This window comes from Pseudomonas sp. M5A4_2d, assembly GCF_053345295.1.
This window is the reverse complement of record NZ_JBKEZW010000008.1, coordinates 104391-124419: the sequence shown is the minus strand read 5'-3', so window position 1 is coordinate 124419 and position 20029 is coordinate 104391. Positions and strand designations below refer to the sequence as shown.

15 protein-coding genes are annotated in these 20029 nt (G+C 59.3%); 9 read left to right on the top strand and 6 right to left on the bottom strand.

Annotated elements, in window-relative coordinates; translation table 11 throughout:
* Positions 1–13: 13 nt before the first annotated feature.
* Positions 14–1138, bottom strand: a complete 1125-nt coding sequence (locus tag ACLBW8_RS19420) for a methyltransferase (RefSeq protein WP_447806105.1) — start codon at positions 1136–1138, stop codon at positions 14–16.
* Between the two features lie 181 nt (positions 1139–1319).
* Positions 1320–2030, bottom strand: coding sequence for a helix-turn-helix transcriptional regulator (locus tag ACLBW8_RS19415; protein WP_447806104.1), 711 nt, complete (start codon positions 2028–2030; stop codon positions 1320–1322).
* A 457-nt stretch (positions 2031–2487) separates the two neighbouring features.
* On the opposite strand from ACLBW8_RS19415, the gene ACLBW8_RS19410 reads away from it, so the two are divergent.
* A complete protein-coding gene (locus ACLBW8_RS19410; RefSeq protein WP_447806103.1) occupies positions 2488–3264 on the top strand; it encodes a ferredoxin--NADP reductase in 777 nt (258 codons plus the stop codon).
* 42 nt (positions 3265–3306) lie between these two features.
* Here ACLBW8_RS19410 and mscL read toward each other — a convergent pair whose 3' ends face one another.
* Entirely contained in the window at positions 3307–3723 is a 417-nt protein-coding gene (gene mscL / locus ACLBW8_RS19405) for a large-conductance mechanosensitive channel protein MscL (protein WP_064454222.1), read from the bottom strand.
* A gap of 286 nt (positions 3724–4009) precedes the next feature.
* On the opposite strand from mscL, the gene katB reads away from it, so the two are divergent.
* The 4 genes from katB to ACLBW8_RS19385 are packed head-to-tail and all read left to right on the top strand — an operon-like array spanning position 4010 to position 8312.
* Complete coding sequence (gene katB / locus ACLBW8_RS19400; protein ID WP_447806102.1) at positions 4010–5551, top strand: catalase KatB; 1542 nt, start codon at positions 4010–4012, stop codon at positions 5549–5551.
* A 57-nt stretch (positions 5552–5608) separates the two neighbouring features.
* The gene (locus ACLBW8_RS19395; protein ID WP_064454220.1) at positions 5609–6148 is read left to right on the top strand and encodes an ankyrin repeat domain-containing protein; all 540 of its coding nucleotides are present in this window, start codon (positions 5609–5611) and stop codon (positions 6146–6148) included.
* Between the two features lie 35 nt (positions 6149–6183).
* Positions 6184–7551, top strand: a complete 1368-nt coding sequence (radA, locus tag ACLBW8_RS19390; protein ID WP_053258110.1) for a DNA repair protein RadA — start codon at positions 6184–6186, stop codon at positions 7549–7551.
* Between the two features lie 26 nt (positions 7552–7577).
* Positions 7578–8312: a hypothetical protein gene (locus tag ACLBW8_RS19385; protein ID WP_447806183.1), complete on the top strand. Its 735-nt coding sequence runs from the start codon at positions 7578–7580 to the stop codon at positions 8310–8312.
* 4 nt (positions 8313–8316) lie between these two features.
* On the opposite strand, the gene ACLBW8_RS19380 is transcribed toward ACLBW8_RS19385, so the two are convergent.
* Positions 8317–8685, bottom strand: a complete 369-nt coding sequence (locus tag ACLBW8_RS19380; RefSeq protein WP_447806101.1) for a PilZ domain-containing protein — start codon at positions 8683–8685, stop codon at positions 8317–8319.
* A gap of 184 nt (positions 8686–8869) precedes the next feature.
* On the opposite strand from ACLBW8_RS19380, the gene ACLBW8_RS19375 reads away from it, so the two are divergent.
* From ACLBW8_RS19375 to yjiA, 3 genes are all read left to right on the top strand, one after another.
* Entirely contained in the window at positions 8870–10936 is a 2067-nt protein-coding gene (locus ACLBW8_RS19375) for a carbon starvation CstA family protein (RefSeq protein ID WP_064454217.1), read from the top strand.
* Between the two features lie 15 nt (positions 10937–10951).
* On the top strand, positions 10952–11149 hold the full coding sequence (locus tag ACLBW8_RS19370) for a YbdD/YjiX family protein (protein WP_003176208.1): 198 nt from the start codon (positions 10952–10954) through the stop codon (positions 11147–11149).
* Between the two features lie 186 nt (positions 11150–11335).
* Positions 11336–12295, top strand: coding sequence for a GTPase (yjiA, locus tag ACLBW8_RS19365; protein ID WP_447806100.1), 960 nt, complete (start codon positions 11336–11338; stop codon positions 12293–12295).
* 197 nt (positions 12296–12492) lie between these two features.
* Here the strand turns inward: yjiA and glyA are convergent, their stop codons facing one another.
* Positions 12493–13746 carry a serine hydroxymethyltransferase gene (glyA, locus tag ACLBW8_RS19360; protein ID WP_447806099.1) on the bottom strand — a complete coding sequence of 418 codons (1254 nt, stop codon included), beginning with the start codon at positions 13744–13746 and terminating at the stop codon, positions 12493–12495.
* A gap of 240 nt (positions 13747–13986) precedes the next feature.
* A complete protein-coding gene (locus ACLBW8_RS19355) occupies positions 13987–17838 on the bottom strand; it encodes a sensor domain-containing protein (RefSeq protein ID WP_447806098.1) in 3852 nt (1283 codons plus the stop codon).
* 283 nt (positions 17839–18121) lie between these two features.
* Between ACLBW8_RS19355 and ettA the strand changes: the two genes are divergently transcribed.
* A complete protein-coding gene (gene ettA, locus ACLBW8_RS19350; protein ID WP_447806097.1) occupies positions 18122–19786 on the top strand; it encodes an energy-dependent translational throttle protein EttA in 1665 nt (554 codons plus the stop codon).
* Positions 19787–20029 lie beyond the last annotated feature (243 nt).

Here is a 20029-nt window from a genome sequence, read left to right as displayed (position 1 = left end):
AAGGCGGGGTTTTTTATTTGCGCGCTTTGAGAATCACGAACTTAGGCGTGGCGGCCACTTGCTCAACGCCACGGAATAAACGCGCCAACTTGCTGTGATAGCCCAAGTGGCGGTTACCCACGATGTAAAGCGCGCCACCGACCACCAGGGCCTCCCGCGCCTGCTGGAACATGCGCCAGGCAAGGAAGTCGCCGACCACCTGTTGCTGGTGGAACGGCGGGTTGCACAGCACTACGTCCAGGGACTGCGGGTCCTGGCCGGCGAGGCCATCAGCGGCGCGAACGATGACTTCTCGCGCCCCGAGTGCCGCCTGCCAATTCTCGAGCGCCGACTGCACGGCCATGTAGGATTCATCCACGAGCGTGTACTGCGCGTCGGGGTTTTGCAGTGCACTGGCAATCGCCAGCACGCCGTTACCGCAGCCCAGGTCGGCGACGCGAGCGCTGCCCAGGTTTTTCGGCAGGTGCGGGAGGAAGGCGCGGGTGCCGATGTCCAGGCCTTCACGGCAGAACACGTTGGCGTGGTTACGCAACTCGATGGCCGGTGCGTCCAAGGCGTAGCGAGTGGGGTAGGGCGAGGCGGCAACCGGGCGATCTCCGACGGTGGCAATCAGCAGCCGGGCTTTTTTGACCGCAAGTGAGGCGTGCATGGGCCCGATATAGCGCTCAAGCAGCTCGCCTGCAGCCCGTGGCAGGTGCTTGATCATAGCGCCCGCGATCACCTCGGCGCCCGGCGCCAACTGGCCTTGCAGGCGAATCAGTTGCTCTTCCAGCAAGGCCAGGGTCTTCGGCACGCGGATCAGTACGCGGTCGAACGGCCCGGTCGGCACTTGGCTGGCGGGCACGAACGGTACTGCATCAAACGCCTTGCCATTGCGCACCAGGTTTTTCTCCAGGCCCTGGGCTGCCAGATACGAGTCGCCGCTGGACGTCACCTGAACCTTGCCTTCCAGGCTGGCCGCCACGGCACCGAAGCTGTCATTGAGCACCAGTACGCGGGTTACGGCGCCATGCGGCTGTTCGGCCAGGTAGTTGAGCAGGTACTCGTCGGCGGCATCGAAAGCCTGCAGCGGGTCATTGTGTTGCTCTGGCTGGCGGATCAGATCGAGCTGGGCGAAGGGGCTGTCAAGCAGGGGCATGGCGGGGGAGGCTCTGGGTCAACGATGGGCGGCGGCGGGTGCGGGCAACCGGCGCAACTATCCGTGTGAACGGCAACTGAGTGAACGGCGAGGCGGCACCTAGGCGCGGCTTCAACACTCAGAATAGGCCGTAAATGTTACTTTTTTTTCGGTGGGATTACATGCGGTGTTTGTACGCCGGTTAAAACAGGCCCGCTTTGGAGGCGCAGAGCACGGCGGCGATCTTGTTATTGACGCCCAATTTTTTGAGGCAGCTGCTGATATGAAAGCCCACGGTACGTTCTGACAGACACAGGATCGTGGCAATGTCCGACGCCGTCTTGCCCATGGCTGACCATTTGAGGATTTCCGTTTCCCGTGGGGTCAATTTGCAAGGCGGCGTAATACTCGGTTTATCGGCATGTTTTTGTGCCACCGCCGCGTGCAATACGTGGCAAAGCCACAGTGCCTGGCCGGCTTTCTCGTAAAGCTCTTGCGCACTGACTTCGCCGGTACTTCGGCCCAGGGTCAGCATGCTGAACACGCCCTGGAAGTCGTGTACTGCCTGGGTCCAACCAAAATGCACGCCAAACGACTGGGCCAACGACCATAAGTGTGGCGTGGTGCTGAACGTTTTTTCGTCCCACACGATAGGCATTACGCTACGTTTGCAGTGGGCTACTACCGGGTCTATATCAAAGAAGTTCGCTTGCTTGTAAACGCTGTTCCATTCATTTGGATAGTTGTTTAAGTGAAACTGTTTTGTTTGAAGGGTGGGTTGTAGGGAACTCATCGTAAATGAGCAATATTCAAAGCCGAGCTGATAGGTATGATTCATGACCATCTCATAAATAGTGGTGATCTTATCCTCGCCTTCAAGTTTTGGGATCCTCGTGTTACGCCAGTTGACCATCGGTAACTCTCCATACATGTTGTTGTTGCCCGGGCACTTCCTGGCTCCCAATGAGGCACGGAAAGGAGTGTAGGATAAAGGCTACATGGAGAGGTGAAAAAAATGTCATGTGGCCTTCGTCTTTACACTTCATGAACTTGTACAGCAGTGAGTTTTTTGTGTAAGTTTAGTTTTTAGTAAGAGAATCTCATTGGTTTTAACAGGTTGCTGACGATATTGGATTAATATCAGTTAGATTGACTGTGTCATCTAATGGCGTATTGGAAGTTGGGAAATAGCTAAATGATTAGTTGGTAATTTAATGCCCGTCTTGCGCTTAAATATCTTTGGAATGTAGTAATTTTACGTTCCCCTCTGTCTGTAAGCATCCGGGTCAACGGTAATGCCAGTACAAACCAACGGTGTTTCCCTGTGCGACTTTGGGGGACACTAGGGGTCCTGTTGAACGGAGACCCCCATGACGGCCAGTGCTGAGAAATTTACCCGCCAGACGTTGCTCGACGTGCAATCGCTGACCCCTAGCCTGTTTACCCTGCGCATCACACGCGATCCGGGCTTTCGGTTTACTGCCGGCCAGTTTGTGCGCCTGGGGGTGAGCAAGGCGGATGGGAGTACCGTATGGCGTGCTTACTCCATCGTGTCGTCGCCGTTTGACGAGCACCTGGACTTCTTCTCTATTGTTGTTCCGGAGGGCGAGTTCACCAGTGAGTTGAGCCGGCTACAGGTGGGTGACACCTTGATGGTGGAGCGCCAGGCCACAGGCTTCCTGACCCTGAACCGCTTTGTGGACGGGCGCGACCTGTGGTTGTTGGGCACCGGTACCGGGGTGGCGCCGTTTCTGTCGATCCTGCAGGACTTCGAGGCCTGGGAGAAATTCGAGCGTATCGTTCTGGTGTACAGCGCGCGCGAGGCCAAAGAGCTTGCGTATCAGCACCTGATTGCAGCGTTGGGTGAGCGAGAGTACCTGGCCGAATACGCCCATAAACTCGTCTACATCCCCATCGTTACGCGTGAACAGCATCCCGGGGCGCTGAACGGGCGCATTACCACGCTGATCGAGAATGGCGAACTGGAGCGCGCTGCTGGCGTCGCGCTGACCCCCGAATTCTCCCGCGTGCTGATTTGCGGCAACCCGCAGATGGTCGATGACACACGGCAACTGCTCAAACAACGCGACATGCAACTGAGCCTGAGCCGGCGCCCAGGGCAAGTGGCGGTGGAAAATTATTGGTAAAAAAAAGGCGCCTGCAATAGGCGCCTTTCTGGGGCTGCCGATTTAAAGCGGCTTGTTGTTCTGAGCCTTGAGCAGATCACGGATCTCCGTCAGCAACTCTTCCTCTTTGCTCGGCGTTGCCGGCAGGGTCGGCGCCACGGCCTCTTCACGCTTGAGGCGGTTGATCGCTTTTACGCCCATGAAGATCGCAAACGCGATGATCACGAAGTCGATAATGCTTTGGATGAATTTGCCGTAAGCCAGTACCACGGCCGGAGCACTGCCTTGCGCCGCCTTGAGTTGCACGGCCAGGTCAGCGAAGTCCACGCCACCGATCAGCAGACCGATGGGCGGCATGACCACGTCGCCTACAAACGAGGAAACAATCTTGCCGAAGGCGGCGCCGATGATGATACCGACGGCCATATCGACCACATTACCTTTGACCGCGAAGGCCTTGAACTCACTGATCACGCCCATAGGTTATTCCTTGTTACAGATGAGAAGGGTGGAGGTCAGTGTAATTCAGTCGTAGGCGGCTTGCGCGACACAACCGTTAACACTGTCAATTTTTATCGACACATTAAATCGCAAATAGTTTGCAAAGTGCCACCAATCGCGCGCGAAATACTCGCTGTTTCAGTGGGTTACCACACTTTTTTCTTAATCGTACCGGTGGTGTTTTTCTATTTATCTTCTGACTCGCAGGTCACTAGCCTCTGGCAAGCACAACTGAATGTGCACAAAAAAACCAGAGGACACCTCGATGAATACTCCAATGAGCCGCGGGCCGGTTTCAGCGCGATACGCGTTGGCACTGGTGACCGCCAGCCTGCTTTCCCTCTCTGTACAAGCCGCCAACCTGACCCGCGATAACGGCGCTGCCGTGGGTGACAACCAGAACTCCCAAACGGCCGGGGCCAATGGCCCGGTGCTGCTGCAGGACGTGCAGCTTATTCAAAAACTGCAACGCTTCGACCGTGAGCGCATCCCGGAACGTGTGGTGCACGCGCGTGGCACCGGCGCCCACGGTACCTTCACCGTCACCGACAACCTCAGCGACCTGACCAAAGCCAAGGTCTTCGCCGCAGGTGAAGCGACGCCGGTATTCGTGCGCTTCTCGGCCGTGGTCCACGGCAACCACTCTCCAGAAACCCTGCGTGACCCGCGCGGCTTCGCCACCAAGTTCTACACCGCCGAAGGCAACTGGGACCTGGTAGGAAACAACTTCCCGACGTTTTTCATCCGTGACGCCATTAAGTTTCCGGACATGGTGCACGCGTTCAAACCCGACCCACGCACTAACCTGGACGACGACTCCCGTCGTTTTGACTTCTTCTCCCATGTTCCCGAGTCCACCCGTACGCTGACCGAGTTGTACTCAGACTCCGGCACCCCGGCCAGTTATCGGGAAATGGACGGCAACGGCGTACATGCCTACAAGTTGATCAACGCCAAAGGCGAAGTGCACTACGTCAAGTTCCACTGGAAGAGCCTGCAAGGCATCAAGAACCTCGATCCCCAGCAAGTTACCGAGGTGCAAGGGCGTGACTACAGCCACATGACCAATGACTTGGTTACCCACATCAACAAGGGCGACTTCCCCAAGTGGGACCTGTATGTGCAAGTGCTTAAACCCGAGGACTTGGCCAAGTTTGATTTCGACCCGCTGGACGCCACCAAGATCTGGCCGAACGTGCCGGAGCGTAAAGTCGGGCAGATGGTGTTGAACCGCAACCCGGCGAATGTCTTCCAGGAAACCGAGCAAGTGGCCATGGCCCCGGCCAACCTGGTGCCGGGCATCGAACCGTCGGAAGACCGCTTGCTGCAAGGCCGGGTGTTCTCCTACGCCGACACCCAGATGTACCGCCTGGGGCCGAATGCCCTGCAACTGCCGATCAACGCACCCCGCGTCACCGTCAACAACGGTAACCAGGACGGCGCGATGAATTTCGGCAAAACCACCACCGGCGTGAACTACCAGCCAAGCCGGCTGTTACCACGCGAAGAGCCGCAAACCGCGCGCTACAGCCAGTCGGCGCTGTCGGGTAGCACCCAGCAGGCGAAGATCCAGCGTGAGCAGAACTTCAAACAGGCCGGTGACTTGTACCGCACCTACAGCAAGAAAGAGCGTCAGGACCTGATCGAAAACTTCGGCGGCTCGCTGGCGACGACTGATGATGAGAGCAAGCACATCATCCTGTCGTTCCTCTATAAAGCTGACCCGGAGTACGGCACGGGTGTGACCAAGGTCGCCAAAGGTGACCTGGCTCGCGTTAAAGCGCTGGCAGAAAAACTGACTGACTGACGTTGGTTCCGGTCGACGCCCAGCTCAGGGTGTCGACCCCCTGTTAGGAGAAAACCCATGCGAATCTCTCTCGGTTTACTGATGGCAATGCTCGCCTTCGTCGCCCATGCCGAGGCTCCCGACCCGGTCGCGCTCAAGGCGCAGTTGCAGGACTACTACTTCGACGCCGCCCGCCGTGGCGATGTCGATATGCTCAACACCTTCATCGAATCCGGCTACAGCCTCAATACCCAGGACGACAAGGGGTACACCGCGCTGATCCTTGCCGCCTACCACGGCCAGGGGTCTTTCGTGGAGCGCCTGCTCAACGCCGGCGCCGACGCCTGCGTGCAGGACAAACGCGGCAACACGGCGTTGATGGGGGCAATCTTCAAAGGTGAGTTGAAAATTGCCCAACGGCTGCTGGCCACCGACTGCAACCCCGACCAGCGCAACGGCGCCGGGCAGACCGCCGCCATGTACGCCGGGCTGTTCAAGCGCATCGAGCTGATGGATGAATTAAAAGCCAAGGGCGCCGACCTCAACGCCGAGGACCCGATCGGCAACAGTGCTTCACGATTAGCCAGTGGTGAAATCCGGACCCCGGCGCCGCGCTGAGCTATCATCGCGGTTTTTCGGTTGGAGGTTCTCAAATGGCAAAGGCCAAGCGCATGTACGGCTGCACGGAGTGCGGCGCGACCTTTCCCAAGTGGGCCGGCCAATGCTCCGAGTGTGGCGCGTGGAACACCCTGACTGAAACCATGATCGAAAGCGGCGGCGCCGCAGCCCCCACCGGCCGAGCGGGCTGGACCGGGCAGCAGGCGCAGATCAAGACCTTGGCCGAAGTCAGTGTTGAAGAGATCCCGCGTTTCTCCACGGCTTCCGGTGAGCTGGACCGTGTGCTCGGCGGTGGCCTGGTGGACGGTTCGGTGGTGCTGATCGGTGGCGACCCCGGCATCGGTAAATCAACCATCCTGTTGCAAACCCTGTGCAGCATCGCCAGTCGCATGCCGGCGCTGTACGTCACCGGCGAAGAATCCCAGCAGCAAGTGGCCATGCGCGCCCGTCGCCTGGGCCTGCCCCAGGATCAACTGCGGGTAATGACCGAAACCTGCATCGAAAGCATCATCGCCACGGCCCGCATCGAAAAACCCAAGGTCATGGTCATCGACTCGATCCAGACGATTTTCACCGAGCAGTTGCAGTCGGCACCGGGCGGCGTATCCCAGGTGCGTGAAAGCGCGGCGCTGCTGGTGCGGTATGCCAAGCAAAGCGGCACGGCGATCTTCCTGGTCGGCCATGTGACCAAAGAAGGCGCGCTGGCCGGGCCACGGGTGCTTGAGCATATGGTCGACACGGTGCTGTATTTCGAAGGCGAATCCGATGGCCGCTTACGATTGCTGCGGGCGGTGAAGAACCGCTTTGGCGCAGTCAATGAGTTGGGCGTGTTCGCCATGACCGACCGAGGTTTGAAAGAAGTCTCTAACCCGTCGGCCATTTTTCTCACACGTGCCCAGGAAGAAGTTCCGGGAAGTGTGGTGATGGCGACGTGGGAAGGCACTCGGCCAATGCTGGTGGAAGTGCAGGCGCTGGTGGATGACAGCCACCTGGCCAACCCGCGCCGGGTCACGCTGGGTCTGGATCAGAACCGCCTGGCGATGTTGCTCGCTGTGCTACACCGTCACGGCGGCATTCCCACCCATGACCAGGACGTATTCCTCAACGTGGTTGGCGGGGTCAAGGTGCTGGAAACCGCCTCCGACCTGGCCTTGATGGCGGCGGTGATGTCCAGCCTGCGCAATCGGCCGCTGCCCCATGACTTGTTGGTGTTCGGTGAAGTCGGCCTGTCGGGCGAGGTGCGCCCGGTGCCGAGTGGCCAGGAACGCTTGAAAGAAGCGGCCAAGCACGGTTTCAAGCGCGCAATTGTGCCCAAGGGCAATGCGCCGAAAGAATCGCCGCCGGGCTTGCAGGTTATTGCGGTCACGCGCCTGGAGCAGGCGTTGGATGCACTTTTCGAATAAACGTGGAGCAATCAGGGATGAGCGCAATGCAACAGACCCATCGTTGGGGGGTATGTGCCCTGTTCGTGGCCTTGCTCGGGTTACCGGGCATTGCCTTGGCTGAGTCGGCCACACTGCCGGCCGGTTACCGCCTGGCCCAGAAGTTGGCGACGGAAGACGGCAGCGTGTTGCAGGTGCTGGAAGACCAGCGCATCAGCGCGCAGTTGCACAAGGACAGTTGGGGCAATGGCCTGGATGAGGACTCGTTTGACGAGCCCGGCGATCTGGTGGAGAACCCGTTGCTCAACGCTCAGGTACGCTTGCTGTCGGCGTCCGGCGAGTTACTGGCAAGCGAAGATCTCGGCTACCCCTTGGCCAAGGTTGAGAAGGCCCCAATCAAAGGGCTGCCGGAACCTGTGTATTTTTTGACCATCGATCAGACGGCACCGATGGGCAGTTACAGCGGCCCGGCGACTCAACTGCTGCTGCCGACCCAGCAGCAACTCAAACCTGTGAATTACAAGGGCGCCGATGCTAAGGTCGAGACATTGACCCTGGCCCAGACCGGCAAAGCCGCGTGGCAGATTGCAACGCCCACCGAGGGTGGCGCGGATGAATTGTTGCAAGTCTCGTCATTTATGGACGGTGACGGCGATGATGATTTCGCGACACGCTTTGAAACTTACCGTTTCGTCGACGGGAAATGGCAGGCCACGTGGAGTCAGAAGGCGGGCTACTGGGACGCAGAAAACGAATTCCCTGCGCGTACGGCGTTTCCCTGAATCGTCACACCTGCAGCAGCGCGCCGAGTTCCCGCTCAAGTTCTTCCTGATCGCCGAGGTTAAGTTCGATCAACCGCCGCAAATGGCTGATCGACTCCAAGTCGATGTGCTCGCACACAAACCCCAACTGGCCATGGTCGTCATGGGTCAGCCTGACCTGCATCTTTATATGCGCCTGTGGGTCCAGGCGAATATCCACGTCGAACAGTTCTGCGCGATTACCCTGCCAGTCTTCGGGCCGTTGCACCAACAAACCTTTCAGCGACAAATCCACCAGTTGCACCGGCCAATTCCAGCCGTTTTGTGCAAGGGTCGTCCGCGCATCGAAGGCGATACGCCGGAAACGGCGTCGATCTGAGGGCTGCTCGCTCATGGTCAATTCCTCTGTGGGTAGAAAGATTGTAGCCCTGCGCCACCATTGGGCTTTTATTTCTGATTTTTTTGCCGTTTTTTTCCTTGGCAAGGCTCTAGACCAACGTAGGGGGCTGGTCTTTGAGGCCAGTAGCGCTAAACTCGGGCTGGCTGTCCTTTCTGTCCACCCTGGCTGGAATATAAAAATGAAAAATAATAATAGCCTGCTACGCCACCTACCCTGGCTGCTGCTGGCAATCGTAGGAGCGTGCGCCCTCGGCGTAGTGGCCTTGCGCCGCGGCGAGGCGATCAACGCCTTGTGGATTGTGGTCGCTGCAGTGGCCATCTATCTGGTTGCGTACCGTTACTACAGTCTGTTCATCGCTAACAATGTGATGCAACTTGATCCACTGCGGGCCACCCCGGCAGTGCTCAATAATGATGGTCTGGACTACGTGCCGACCAACAAACACATCCTATTCGGTCACCACTTTGCGGCGATTGCCGGTGCAGGCCCGTTGGTCGGCCCGGTACTGGCGGCGCAAATGGGCTACCTGCCAGGCACCCTGTGGCTGATTGCCGGGGTGGTGCTGGCCGGTGCGGTGCAAGACTTCATGGTCCTGTTCCTGTCCACCCGTCGCAACGGCCGTTCCCTGGGGGACATGGTTCGCGAAGAGATGGGCCGCATTCCCGGAACCATCGCGCTGTTTGGCTGCTTCCTGATCATGATCATCATCCTCGCAGTGCTGGCGCTGATCGTGGTCAAGGCCCTGGCCGAGAGCCCATGGGGCATCTTCACGGTGATGGCAACTATCCCGATCGCGATGTTCATGGGCGTCTACATGCGCTACATCCGCCCGGGCCGCATTGGTGAGATCTCGGTGATCGGCGTGCTGTTGCTGCTGGGTTCGATCTGGCTGGGCGGGCAGATTGCCGCTGACCCGGTCTGGGCCAAGGCCTTCTCCTTCACCGGCATCCAGATCACCTGGATGCTGATCTGCTACGGTTTCGTTGCGGCGGTACTGCCGGTGTGGCTGATCCTGGCACCACGGGACTACCTCTCCACCTTCCTCAAAATCGGCACCATCATCGCCCTTGCGATCGGCATCCTGGTCACCATGCCCGTGTTGAAAATGCCGGCCCTGACCCAATTCATCGACGGCACCGGCCCGGTGTGGAAGGGCGGCCTGTTCCCGTTCCTGTTCATCACCATTGCCTGTGGCGCGGTCTCGGGTTTCCATGCGCTGATTTCCTCGGGCACCACGCCCAAGCTGCTGGATAACGAAGTCAACGCCCGTTACATCGGCTACGGCGCGATGCTGATGGAGTCGTTCGTTGCCATCATGGCCATGGTTGCTGCTTCGGTGATCGAGCCAGGCGTGTACTTCGCCATGAACAGCCCGGCTGCCGTGGTCGGTGCGGATGTGGTGACTGTGGCACAAACCGTCAGCAGTTGGGGCTTTGCGATTACCCCGGAAGCCTTGACGGCGGTGGCGCATGACATCGGCGAAACCACCATCCTGGCGCGTGCCGGCGGTGCGCCGACGCTTGCGGTGGGTATCGCGCAGATCCTGCACAGTGTGCTGCCGGGTGAAAACACCATGGCATTCTGGTACCACTTTGCGATCCTGTTCGAAGCCTTGTTCATCCTGACGGCGGTGGATGCCGGTACGCGTGCGGGTCGCTTCATGCTGCAAGACCTGCTCGGCTCCTTCGTGCCGTCCCTCAAGCGGACTGACTCCTGGCCGGCCAACCTGATTGCGACCGCCGGTTGCGTGGCGATGTGGGGTTACCTGCTGTACCAAGGCGTGATCGACCCGCTGGGTGGCATCAACACCTTGTGGCCGCTGTTCGGTATCTCCAACCAGATGCTGGCCGGTATCGCGCTGATGCTCGCCACCGTTGTGCTGATCAAAATGAAACGCCAACGCTACATCTGGGTGACTATGTTGCCGGCTGTCTGGCTGCTGATCTGCACCGTGACCGCAGGCTTCATCAAGCTGTTCGACGCTAACCCGGCGATCGGCTTCCTGTCGCTGGCCAAGAAGTACAGCGATGCCCTGGCCGGCGGCCAGATCCTCGCCCCGGCCAAGAACATCGACCAGATGCAGCACGTGATCTGGAACGCCTACACCAACGCAACGCTGACGGCGCTGTTCCTGTTCGTGGTGTTCAGCATCCTGTTCTATGCGCTCAAAGTCGGCGTCGCTGCTTGGGGCAACAAAGAGCGTACGGATAAAGAAGCCCCGTTCCAGGCCGTACCGGACGCGTAATCGAGGATTGCAACCATGTTCAATGACATCAGTCGCCTCGGTAAATACCTCGGTCAGGCCGCGCGCCTGATGGTCGGCATGCCCGACTACGATACGTACGTCGAGCATATGCAAACCAAGCACCCGGACAAACCGATGATGGACTACAAGGCGTTCTTCCGGGAACGCCAGGAAGCCCGTTACGGTGGCAAGGGTGGGCCCAAGTGCTGCTAACCCGGTAAGTTGGGCTTGCAGTGATCCCATGTGGGAGCGGGCTTGTGTGGGAGCTGGCTTGCCTGCGATAGCATCAGCTCGGTCTGACGGGAGGACCGAGTTGTCTGCATCGCAGGCAAGCCAGCTCCCACATAGGTCTGCTCCCACATTTGTTTTGTGTTCCTTCAGTTGTCAGGAGAACTGTCTTTGTCCTCTCCCATCCCCGTCACCATCCTCAGCGGCTTCCTCGGCGCCGGCAAAACCACCTTGCTGCGCCACCTGCTTAAAGCCGAGCACGGCCTGAAAATCGCCGTGATCGAAAACGAATTCAGTGACGCCGGTATCGATACCCAGCTGCTGGGCGCCGAACCGGTGCAAGTCATGACTCTGTCTAACGGCTGTGTGTGCTGCACCATCCACACTGACCTGACCAAAGCCCTGTACCTGCTGCTTGAACGCCTGGACAGCGGCGAGATTGCCTTCGACCGGCTGGTGATCGAGTGCACCGGCCTGGCGGACCCCGCGCCCGTGGCCCAGACCTTTTTTATCGATGAAGAACTGCGGGAGCGCTACATCCTCGACGGCATCATCACCCTGGTGGATGCGGTGCACGCCGAGCATCACCTGACCCAGACCATCGCCCAGGCCCAGATCGGTTTTGCCGACCGCTTGCTGGTGAGCAAGCGCGACCTGGTGGATGAGGCGACCTTCGATGCCCTCAGCCAACGCTTGACCCGTATCAACCGCCGAGCGCCGATTCGGGTGGTCGACCACGGCGCCATCGACCTGGCTGAGTTGCTTGATGTTCGCGGCTTCAACCTCAACGCCGGCATGAGCCTGCGCCCGGTCAGCGCTGCGCCGTCCATCGACCGCATCTCAAGCCTGGTGCTGCGCACCGACCAGCCGCTGGATATCGACCGCCTCAGCGCGTTCATGAACGAGTTGCTGGAAGACCACGGCAAGCAACTGCTGCGCTACAAGGGCGTGCTGAATATTGCCGGGGAAGACCGGCGCATGGTGTTCCAGGGCGTGCTCAAACTCTACGGTTTCGATTGGGATACCGAATGGGCCGAGGGAGAGCAGCGCGAAAGTGTGATTGTGTTTATTGCTGACGAATTGCCGGAAGACAAGATTCGCGAAGGCTTTGCCCGGGTCTATCAACCCTGACTTGAAATGCGATCAAAAAATGTGGGAGCGGGCTTGCTCGCGAATACGGTGTATCAGTTACAAATAAGCTGGCAGGTCCACCGCTTTCGCGAGCAAGCCCGCTCCCACATGTGACTGTATTGCAGGTTGAGCAAGCAGGGTTTTCAGGCATAAAAAAGCCCGGCGCAAGGCCGGGCTTTTCATTCAAGCAACTGCAATCAAGCGCCGTATACCGGCAGTTTTTTGCAGATGGCCTTGACCTTCTCACGGACCGCGTCAATCACGGCTTCGTTGTTCAGGTCAGCCAGGATGTCGCAGATCCAGCCAGCCAGTTCCTTGCACTCTGCTTCCTTGAAGCCACGAGTGGTCACCGCCGGGGTGCCGAAGCGCAGGCCGGAAGTGACGAACGGCGAACGTGGGTCGTTCGGCACGGAGTTTTTGTTCACGGTGATGAAGGCTTTGCCCAGGGCGGCGTCAGCGTCTTTACCGGAGATGTCCTGCTTGATCAGCGACAGCAGGAACAGGTGGTTTTCAGTACCGCCAGAGACAACGTCGTAGCCGCGTTCGATGAACACACCGGCCATGGCCTTGGCGTTTTTCACGACTTGCTGCTGGTAAGTCTTGAACTCAGGCCGCAGGGCTTCTTTGAAGCAGATCGCTTTAGCCGCGATCACGTGCTCCAGCGGGCCACCTTGGGCGCCTGGGAATACCGCGGAGTTCAGCTTCTTCTCGATCTCGGCGTTGGCGCGAGCCAGGATCAGGCCGCCACGTGGACCGCGCAGGGTCTTGTGCGTGGTGGTGGTCACAACGTCAGCGAAAGGCACCGGGTTCGGGTAGACGCCTGCGGCGACCAGACCGGCTACGTGAGCCATGTCGACGAACAGGTAAGCGCCGACTTTGTCAGCGATTTCGCGGAAACGCGGGAAGTCCAGGATCTGCGAGTAGGCAGAGAAACCGGCCACGATCATTTTTGGCTTGTGTTCAACTGCCAGACGCTCGACTTCGTCGTAGTCGATCAGGCCGTTGGCATCGATACCGTATTGAACGGCGTTGTACAGCTTGCCGGAGGAGGAAACGCTGGCGCCGTGGGTCAGGTGACCACCGTGGGCCAGGCTCATGCCCAGGATGGTGTCGCCGCCTTGCAGCAGGGCCAGGTACACGGCGCTGTTGGCTTGGGAGCCGGCGTGTGGCTGGACGTTGGCGTAATCGGCGCCGAACAGTTCCTTGGCGCGGTCGATGGCCAGTTGCTCAACCACGTCGACGTACTCGCAACCGCCGTAGTAGCGCTTGCCTGGGTAGCCTTCGGCGTACTTGTTGGTCAGAACCGAACCTTGAGCCTCCATAACCGCAGGGCTGGTGTAGTTTTCCGAAGCGATCAGCTCAATGTGCTCTTCCTGGCGCACGGCTTCTTGCTCCATGGCGGCAAAGAGATCGGCGTCGTACTTGGCAATAGTCAAATCACGGCTGAACATGGCGGTCCTCAAGGATCGGGGGCAGAAAAGGAGGGCATTCTAACCCAATGGGTTTTAGATGGCATATGAAAGGACATCATGTCGCGGACAAGTGGGGCTCATCTGGAGATGGGCGGTGCCATGACTGGCCTCTTCGCGAGCAAGCCCGCTCCCACACTTGACCGAGTTCCAACTTTGAAATGCGGTCGAATGTGGGAGCGGGCTTGCTCGCGAAGAGGCCATCAGCATCACTACAGGGTTTCAGTCGAACATGAACAGCGCATCATTGCTGAACTGCGCTTCAAACCGATTCGCCGGCATCGGCCGCCCGAACAAGTAGCCCTGCACCTCATCGCAGCCATGCTCACGCAGGAAGTCCAACTGCTCATGGGTTTCCACGCCCTCGGCGATCACCGCCAGGTTCAGGCTGTGGGCCATGGCGATAATGGCACGGGCGATCTGCGCGTCTTGCTCGCCGGAGGGCAGGCCGTCGACAAAGGTGCGGTCGATCTTCAGCACATCGATGGGGAATTGCTTGAGGTAGTTGAGCGACGAATAGCCGGTGCCGAAGTCGTCCACCGCAATGCTCAGGCCGAGGTTTTTCAGGCTGGCGAGGATCTGCATGGCTTCGTTGACTTCGCGCATCAGGATACTTTCAGTCAGCTCCAGCTCCAGGCACGCCGGGGGCAGGCCGGTGTCCTTGAGAATGGTGGCGATGCGTTCGCCCAGTTGGCCATCCGAGAATTGCCGCGCCGAGATGTTTACCGAGACTTTCGGCACGCGCACCTTGTTCTGGTGCCAGCTCTTGAGCTGGCGACACGCTTCGCTGATCACCCAGTCGCCCACGTCCACCACCAGCCCCAGCTCTTCCAGCACGGGAATGAAGTCCCCGGGCGGCACCAGGCCTCGGCGCGGGTGCCGCCAGCGCAGCAGGGCTTCGGCGCCGGTCAAACGTTTGCCGTCGCCGCTGAATTGCGGCTGGTAATACAGCACGAACTCGTTCTGTTCCAAGGCGTGGCGCAGGTCGCTTTCCAGCTCCAGGCGCTCCAGGGCACTGGCGTTCATATCAGCCTGGTAAAACTGGAAGTTGTTCTTGCCGCGCTCTTTGGCGTGATACATCGCGGTGTCGGCGTTTTTCATCAGTTGGCTCAGCTCGTTGCCGTCCTGCGGGCTCAAGGCGATGCCAATACTGGCGGTTACAAAGAACTCGCGGCCTTCCAGTACAAACGGCTTCACCAGGCTCGCCAGAATCTGCTCGGCCACCGAGATCGCGCGGTTCAGCGCCATCTCACGGCTGACTCGCGGTTGCAGGAGCAAGGTGAATTCGTCACCGCCCATGCGCGCCACGGTGTCGTCTTCCGCCACGCAGCCCAGCAGGCGGGTGGCCATCTCCTTGAGCATGCGGTCGCCGGCGGCGTGGCCGAGGGAGTCGTTGATCGGCTTGAAGCGATCGAGGTCGAGGAACATCAGCACCACCCAGGACTTCTGTCGCTCAGCCGACTGCAGCGCCGTGTGCAGGCGGTCCTGGAACAGGGTGCGGTTGGGCAGGTGGGTCAAGGCGTCGTAATACGCCAGGCGGTGGATGCGCTGTTCGCTGGCCTTGCGCTCGCTGATATCGCTGAAGAAACACACGTAGCTGGCCAGGTCGCCTTCATCGTCAAATACGGCGGTAATGCCCACCCAGGCCGGGTAATGCTCGCCATTGCGTCGTTTGAGCCAGACTTCGCCTTCCCAGGTGCTGTGCTGGTGCAGTTGCTTGAGCACGTAGCGCAGGTGCGCTTCCTGTTGCTCATCGACAGTGAGCATGTTTGGCAACTGGTCGAGCACGTCTGCCACGGCATAGCCGCTGACCCGGCTGAACGCCTCGTTGGCCTGCACGATATAGCCCGCCGGGTCAGTGATCAAAATGGCTGAGGTTGAGTGTTCAAATACCGTGGCCGCCATGCGCAGGTCTTTCTCTGCGCGGCGTTGCTGGCTGATATCGCGGCCCACACCGAGGATGCCTTCAAACGCGCCATGCTCATCCCACACCAGCACCAGGCGCAACTCGATTGGCACTTTGCGCCCATCGGCGCGCAGGCAGTCGAACAGGAACAACTGGGTCTGTACTTCATCGCGCAGCTTGTTCAACGCGGCCACGTCGCCCAGCGCGCGACTGACGTGTTCCACCAGGCTGTAAATGCCGCTCAGTTGTTGGGGGTTGGCAATGATCGACTGCCAGCCGTTCTTGAATACCCAGTCCACGTCATAACCCAGTACGGCGCTGACTGACGGGCTGACGTAGTTGAGGGCCAGATGGCTGTCGGTGGAGCAGATTACGTCGCTGATGCTTTCGGCCAGCATGCGGTAGCGTTGCTCGCTGTCGCGCAGGGATTCGCTGGCTTCGATCTGATCGGTAATGTCCTTGGCCACGCCGATGATCCGCGTGACCTGCGCAGATTTGTCACGGGCCAGGGCCTGCTCGCGGATATCGAAGCATCGCCATTGGTTATTGCGGTGACGAAAGCGCAGCTGACATTGCAATTGGGTGCTGTAGCCGACTTCACGTTGCCGCTGGCGCAAGTCGTGGTAATGCTCGGCGTCTTCGGGGTGCAGCAGGATTTCCCAGAAATACTCACCCATTTGCTGCAGTTCGACCTTGTTGTAGCCGAGGGTGTGGCCCAAGTGATGGTTGCTGAAAATCATGCGCTGGCTGATCACGTCCTGCACATACAGGTGATCGGGCACGGTACGCACCACGTCCGACCAGAAGCTTTCGCGCTCGACCAGCGACAGCTCGATCAACTTGCGGCTGGTGATGTCGCTGATGCTGAGAATCACGGCCTTGAAGTCGTCTTGCTGTTCCGGCAGGCGCATCACCAGCCACAGGTATTGGTCATTGCCGACGACGTCGTTGAGCTGGATTTCCAACTCCAGCTGTTTTTGCTGGGTCAGGACCGCCTCCAGCACCTGGTAACCGATGGCTGTGGCGTTGCGCGGGCAATCATCGATCAGCCGCTCCCACGCTTGCTCGCAAGAACTGACGTTCAGCAGGCGCACGGCCACCTGGTTGACCTCGGTGACGCGCAACTCCTTGAGCAGTTGTTGGCGCTCTTCGGCGTTGTTGCGCAACCAGGCCTGCAATTGTTCGCGGGTCTGCACTTTGGTCTTGTCGAAAAAAACCTTCAGGCCCGACAGGTCAAGTACGCACAGGGCCACGCCGGTGCCTTCGAAAATATCCTGATAACGCCTGCGGCCTTCATGCACCTGACGCTGACGGCGACGCATATTGAGCAACACAATCACCGGAATCAGCGAGAAGGCCAGGCCCAACAGGCATTTGCCGATAAACGCCGGCAGCAGTTGCTCCAGCACGGCGCCGCGGTCGAACAGCCCGCGCAATTGCCAGTCACTTTTGCTCAGGGGCGTGACCAACACGCTTTTATTCAGCTCATCCGGCGTCAGCGCAGACGCCCACTGTGCCGGCATGCCGGAATCGCGGCTGACCACGCGGTGGTTCAAGCGGTTCTCGATGGCCCACATCGGGCGCTGGCCCTGGCCATCCTGGCGGGTGAGGTTGCTCAGGTAGCTGGGCGCCAGGCGCAGGGCCCAGTACATTTTTGAGCCGCCACTGGGCTGTTGCAGCAACAGATATATGAGGGTGCCGTCGACATTGTTGCTCAGGTAATAAGGTTGCGAGTGGCTGCGCTGTACCATCTCTTCAAGCCAGGCGCGGTCCTGGCTGTCTTTGGCGCTGTCACTGATCAATGCGCCGCTTGGCGCCAGCAAGGCGAAACTGCGCAACTCCGGCAGCGAGCGTTGCAAGGTGCGCATCAGCGCTTGCTGTTGTTCGTCGTTGCGCGGCGGCTCGACCATCGGTAACAGGTTCAGGGCGATTTTTGCGCTCAGGGCCATGTTCAGGCTGATCTGTTCAGCCAGATCGGCGCTGTATTCAATGGTGTATTGCTGCTGGTTTTTCTGGTTTTGCTGCAATTGGTCCAGCAGTTGCCAGAACAATAACGCGAGCAACATAAGGACAAGCGTCGCCAATGCGCCTTTCAGGGTGCCGTGCAGGGGCGCTCCCGGCGCTATATGAGCGGCGCGCAGAGGAGTGGGCGGCGTGACTTTGGACAAGCTGTGATCCTGCGGTTTGGCTGGATTGGCGCGCGACGTGCACTATAAGCCGGACGCCCGGAGGGCGGCTAGCATGCCTTGAGTTGTGGCAAAGTGCCAGTCCCGCCTGGCTGGACTGCCCAAGCGCATTCAGGTAGCTTTGCCGGTTACGCGAGGGCGTTCCAGCCCCAGACTTCAGGCTTTTTTCGCACGCAGGCATTGATCACCATCAACGGCCCGCGCGGCGCATGGCCTGCACGGGCTTCGCCCGCTTAACTCATCAGTCACTGACGCTAGGTTCACCATGGCTCAATACGTCTTCACCATGCATCGGCTGGGAAAAGTTGTTCCGCCGAAGCGGGAAATCCTGAAAAACATTTCGCTGTCCTTCTTCCCAGGCGCCAAGATCGGCGTGCTCGGCCTCAACGGTTCGGGTAAGTCCACACTGCTGAAAATCATGGCCGGCGTCGACACCGAGTTCGAAGGCGAAGCCCGCCCGATGCCCGAACTGAACATCGGCTACCTACCGCAAGAGCCAATCCTGGACCCGACCAAAACCGTGCGCGAAGTGGTCGAGGAAGCGGTCAGCGTGATCAAGAACGCCCAGGCCCGCCTGGACGAGGTTTACGCCGCTTACGCCGAAGAAGATGCCGACTTCGACAAGCTGGCCGCCGAACAGGCCAAGCTCGAAGCCATCCTGCAGGCCGGCGACGGTCACAACCTGGAGCGCCAGCTGGAAGTCGCCGCCGATGCGCTGCGCCTGCCGGCGTGGGACGCCAAGGTCGAATTCCTGTCCGGTGGTGAAAAGCGTCGTGTGGCCCTGTGCCGCCTGCTGCTGTCGGCACCCGACATGCTGCTGCTCGACGAACCGACCAACCACTTGGACGCCGATTCTGTCGCCTGGCTGGAACACTTCCTTCACGACTTCCCGGGCACCGTGGTTGCGATCACGCACGACCGGTACTTCCTGGACAACGTCGCCGGCTGGATCCTCGAGCTCGACCGTGGCGCCGGTATCCCTTACGAGGGTAACTACTCCGGTTGGCTGGAAGCCAAGTCCGACCGTCTGGCCGCCGAATCCAAGCAGCAATCGGCTCACGAAAAAGCCATGAAGGAAGAACTGGAGTGGGTGCGCAAAGGCGCCAAGGCCCGCCAGTCCAAATCCAAGGCACGTCTGCAACGCTTTGAAGAAATGCAGTCGCAGGAATTCCAGAAGCGCAGCGAAACCAACGAGATCTACATCCCGGCCGGTCCGCGCCTGGGTGACAAGGTCATCGAGTTCAAAAACGTTTCCAAAGGTTATGGCGACCGCGTGTTGATCGATAACCTGTCGTTCTCGATGCCAAAAGGCGCGATCGTCGGCGTCATTGGTGGTAACGGTGCGGGTAAGTCCACGCTGTTCCGTATGCTGATGGGCAAGGAAACCCCGGATTCTGGCACCATCGAAGTCGGCGAAACCGTGCAGTTGGCCTGTGTCGACCAGAGCCGCGATGACCTGGATGGCAGCAAGACCGTGTTCCAACAGATCTCCGACGGCTCTGACCAGATCCGCATCGGCAACTATGAAATCCCGTCGCGCACCTATGTCGGCCGTTTCAACTTCAAGGGCGGCGACCAACAGAAGTTCGTCAAGGACCTGTCCGGTGGTGAGCGCGGTCGCTTGCACCTGGCCCTGACCCTGAAAGAGGGCGGCAACGTCCTGCTGCTCGACGAACCGTCCAACGACCTCGACGTTGAAACCCTGCGTTCCCTGGAAGAAGCCCTGTTGGACTTCCCGGGCGCCGCCATTGTGATCTCTCACGATCGGTGGTTCCTTGACCGCGTCGCGACCCACATCCTGGCGTACGAAGACGACTCCCAAGCAGTGTTCTTCGAAGGTAACTACACCGAGTACGAAGCGGACCGTAAAAAGCGCTTGGGCGATGCAGCTGCCCAGCCGCACCGTGTACGGCACAAAAAACTGGCCTGAGTCGGGCTGGTTTGAAAAAAGCGGAGCCTTCGGGCTCCGCTTTTTTGTGCGCGTTATTCAGGTGGACCGCGTTGAATTCATTCGCGAGCAAGCCCGCTCCCACATTCGACCGCATTCCAAAGTGGGAACCCGATCAAATGTGGGAGCGGGCTTGCTCGCGAAGGCGCTTTAACGGTTGGTGCATGCCTTGAGTTGAAATCCCTCTCATGGTGCAAAAAAGCACAATAATTTATATCCAATGCA

Excerpts from the sequence above, each read along its gene's own strand:
- ACLBW8_RS19395 (WP_064454220.1), top strand. The coding sequence starts at position 5,609 with ATGCGAATCTCTCTCGGTTTACTGATGGCAATGCTCGCCTTCGTCGCC.
- ACLBW8_RS19420 (WP_447806105.1), bottom strand. The coding sequence starts at position 1,138 with ATGCCCCTGCTTGACAGCCCCTTCGCCCAGCTCGATCTGATCCGCCAG.
- ACLBW8_RS19385 (WP_447806183.1), top strand. The coding sequence starts at position 7,578 with ATGCAACAGACCCATCGTTGGGGGGTATGTGCCCTGTTCGTGGCCTTG.
- mscL (WP_064454222.1), bottom strand. The coding sequence starts at position 3,723 with ATGGGCGTGATCAGTGAGTTCAAGGCCTTCGCGGTCAAAGGTAATGTG.
- ACLBW8_RS19380 (WP_447806101.1), bottom strand. The coding sequence starts at position 8,685 with ATGAGCGAGCAGCCCTCAGATCGACGCCGTTTCCGGCGTATCGCCTTC.
- ACLBW8_RS19410 (WP_447806103.1), top strand. The coding sequence starts at position 2,488 with ATGACGGCCAGTGCTGAGAAATTTACCCGCCAGACGTTGCTCGACGTG.
- ACLBW8_RS19375 (WP_064454217.1), top strand. The coding sequence starts at position 8,870 with ATGAAAAATAATAATAGCCTGCTACGCCACCTACCCTGGCTGCTGCTG.
- ACLBW8_RS19415 (WP_447806104.1), bottom strand. The coding sequence starts at position 2,030 with ATGGTCAACTGGCGTAACACGAGGATCCCAAAACTTGAAGGCGAGGAT.
- katB (WP_447806102.1), top strand. The coding sequence starts at position 4,010 with ATGAATACTCCAATGAGCCGCGGGCCGGTTTCAGCGCGATACGCGTTG.
- ACLBW8_RS19370 (WP_003176208.1), top strand. The coding sequence starts at position 10,952 with ATGTTCAATGACATCAGTCGCCTCGGTAAATACCTCGGTCAGGCCGCG.
- glyA (WP_447806099.1), bottom strand. The coding sequence starts at position 13,746 with ATGTTCAGCCGTGATTTGACTATTGCCAAGTACGACGCCGATCTCTTT.
- radA (WP_053258110.1), top strand. The coding sequence starts at position 6,184 with ATGGCAAAGGCCAAGCGCATGTACGGCTGCACGGAGTGCGGCGCGACC.
- ettA (WP_447806097.1), top strand. The coding sequence starts at position 18,122 with ATGGCTCAATACGTCTTCACCATGCATCGGCTGGGAAAAGTTGTTCCG.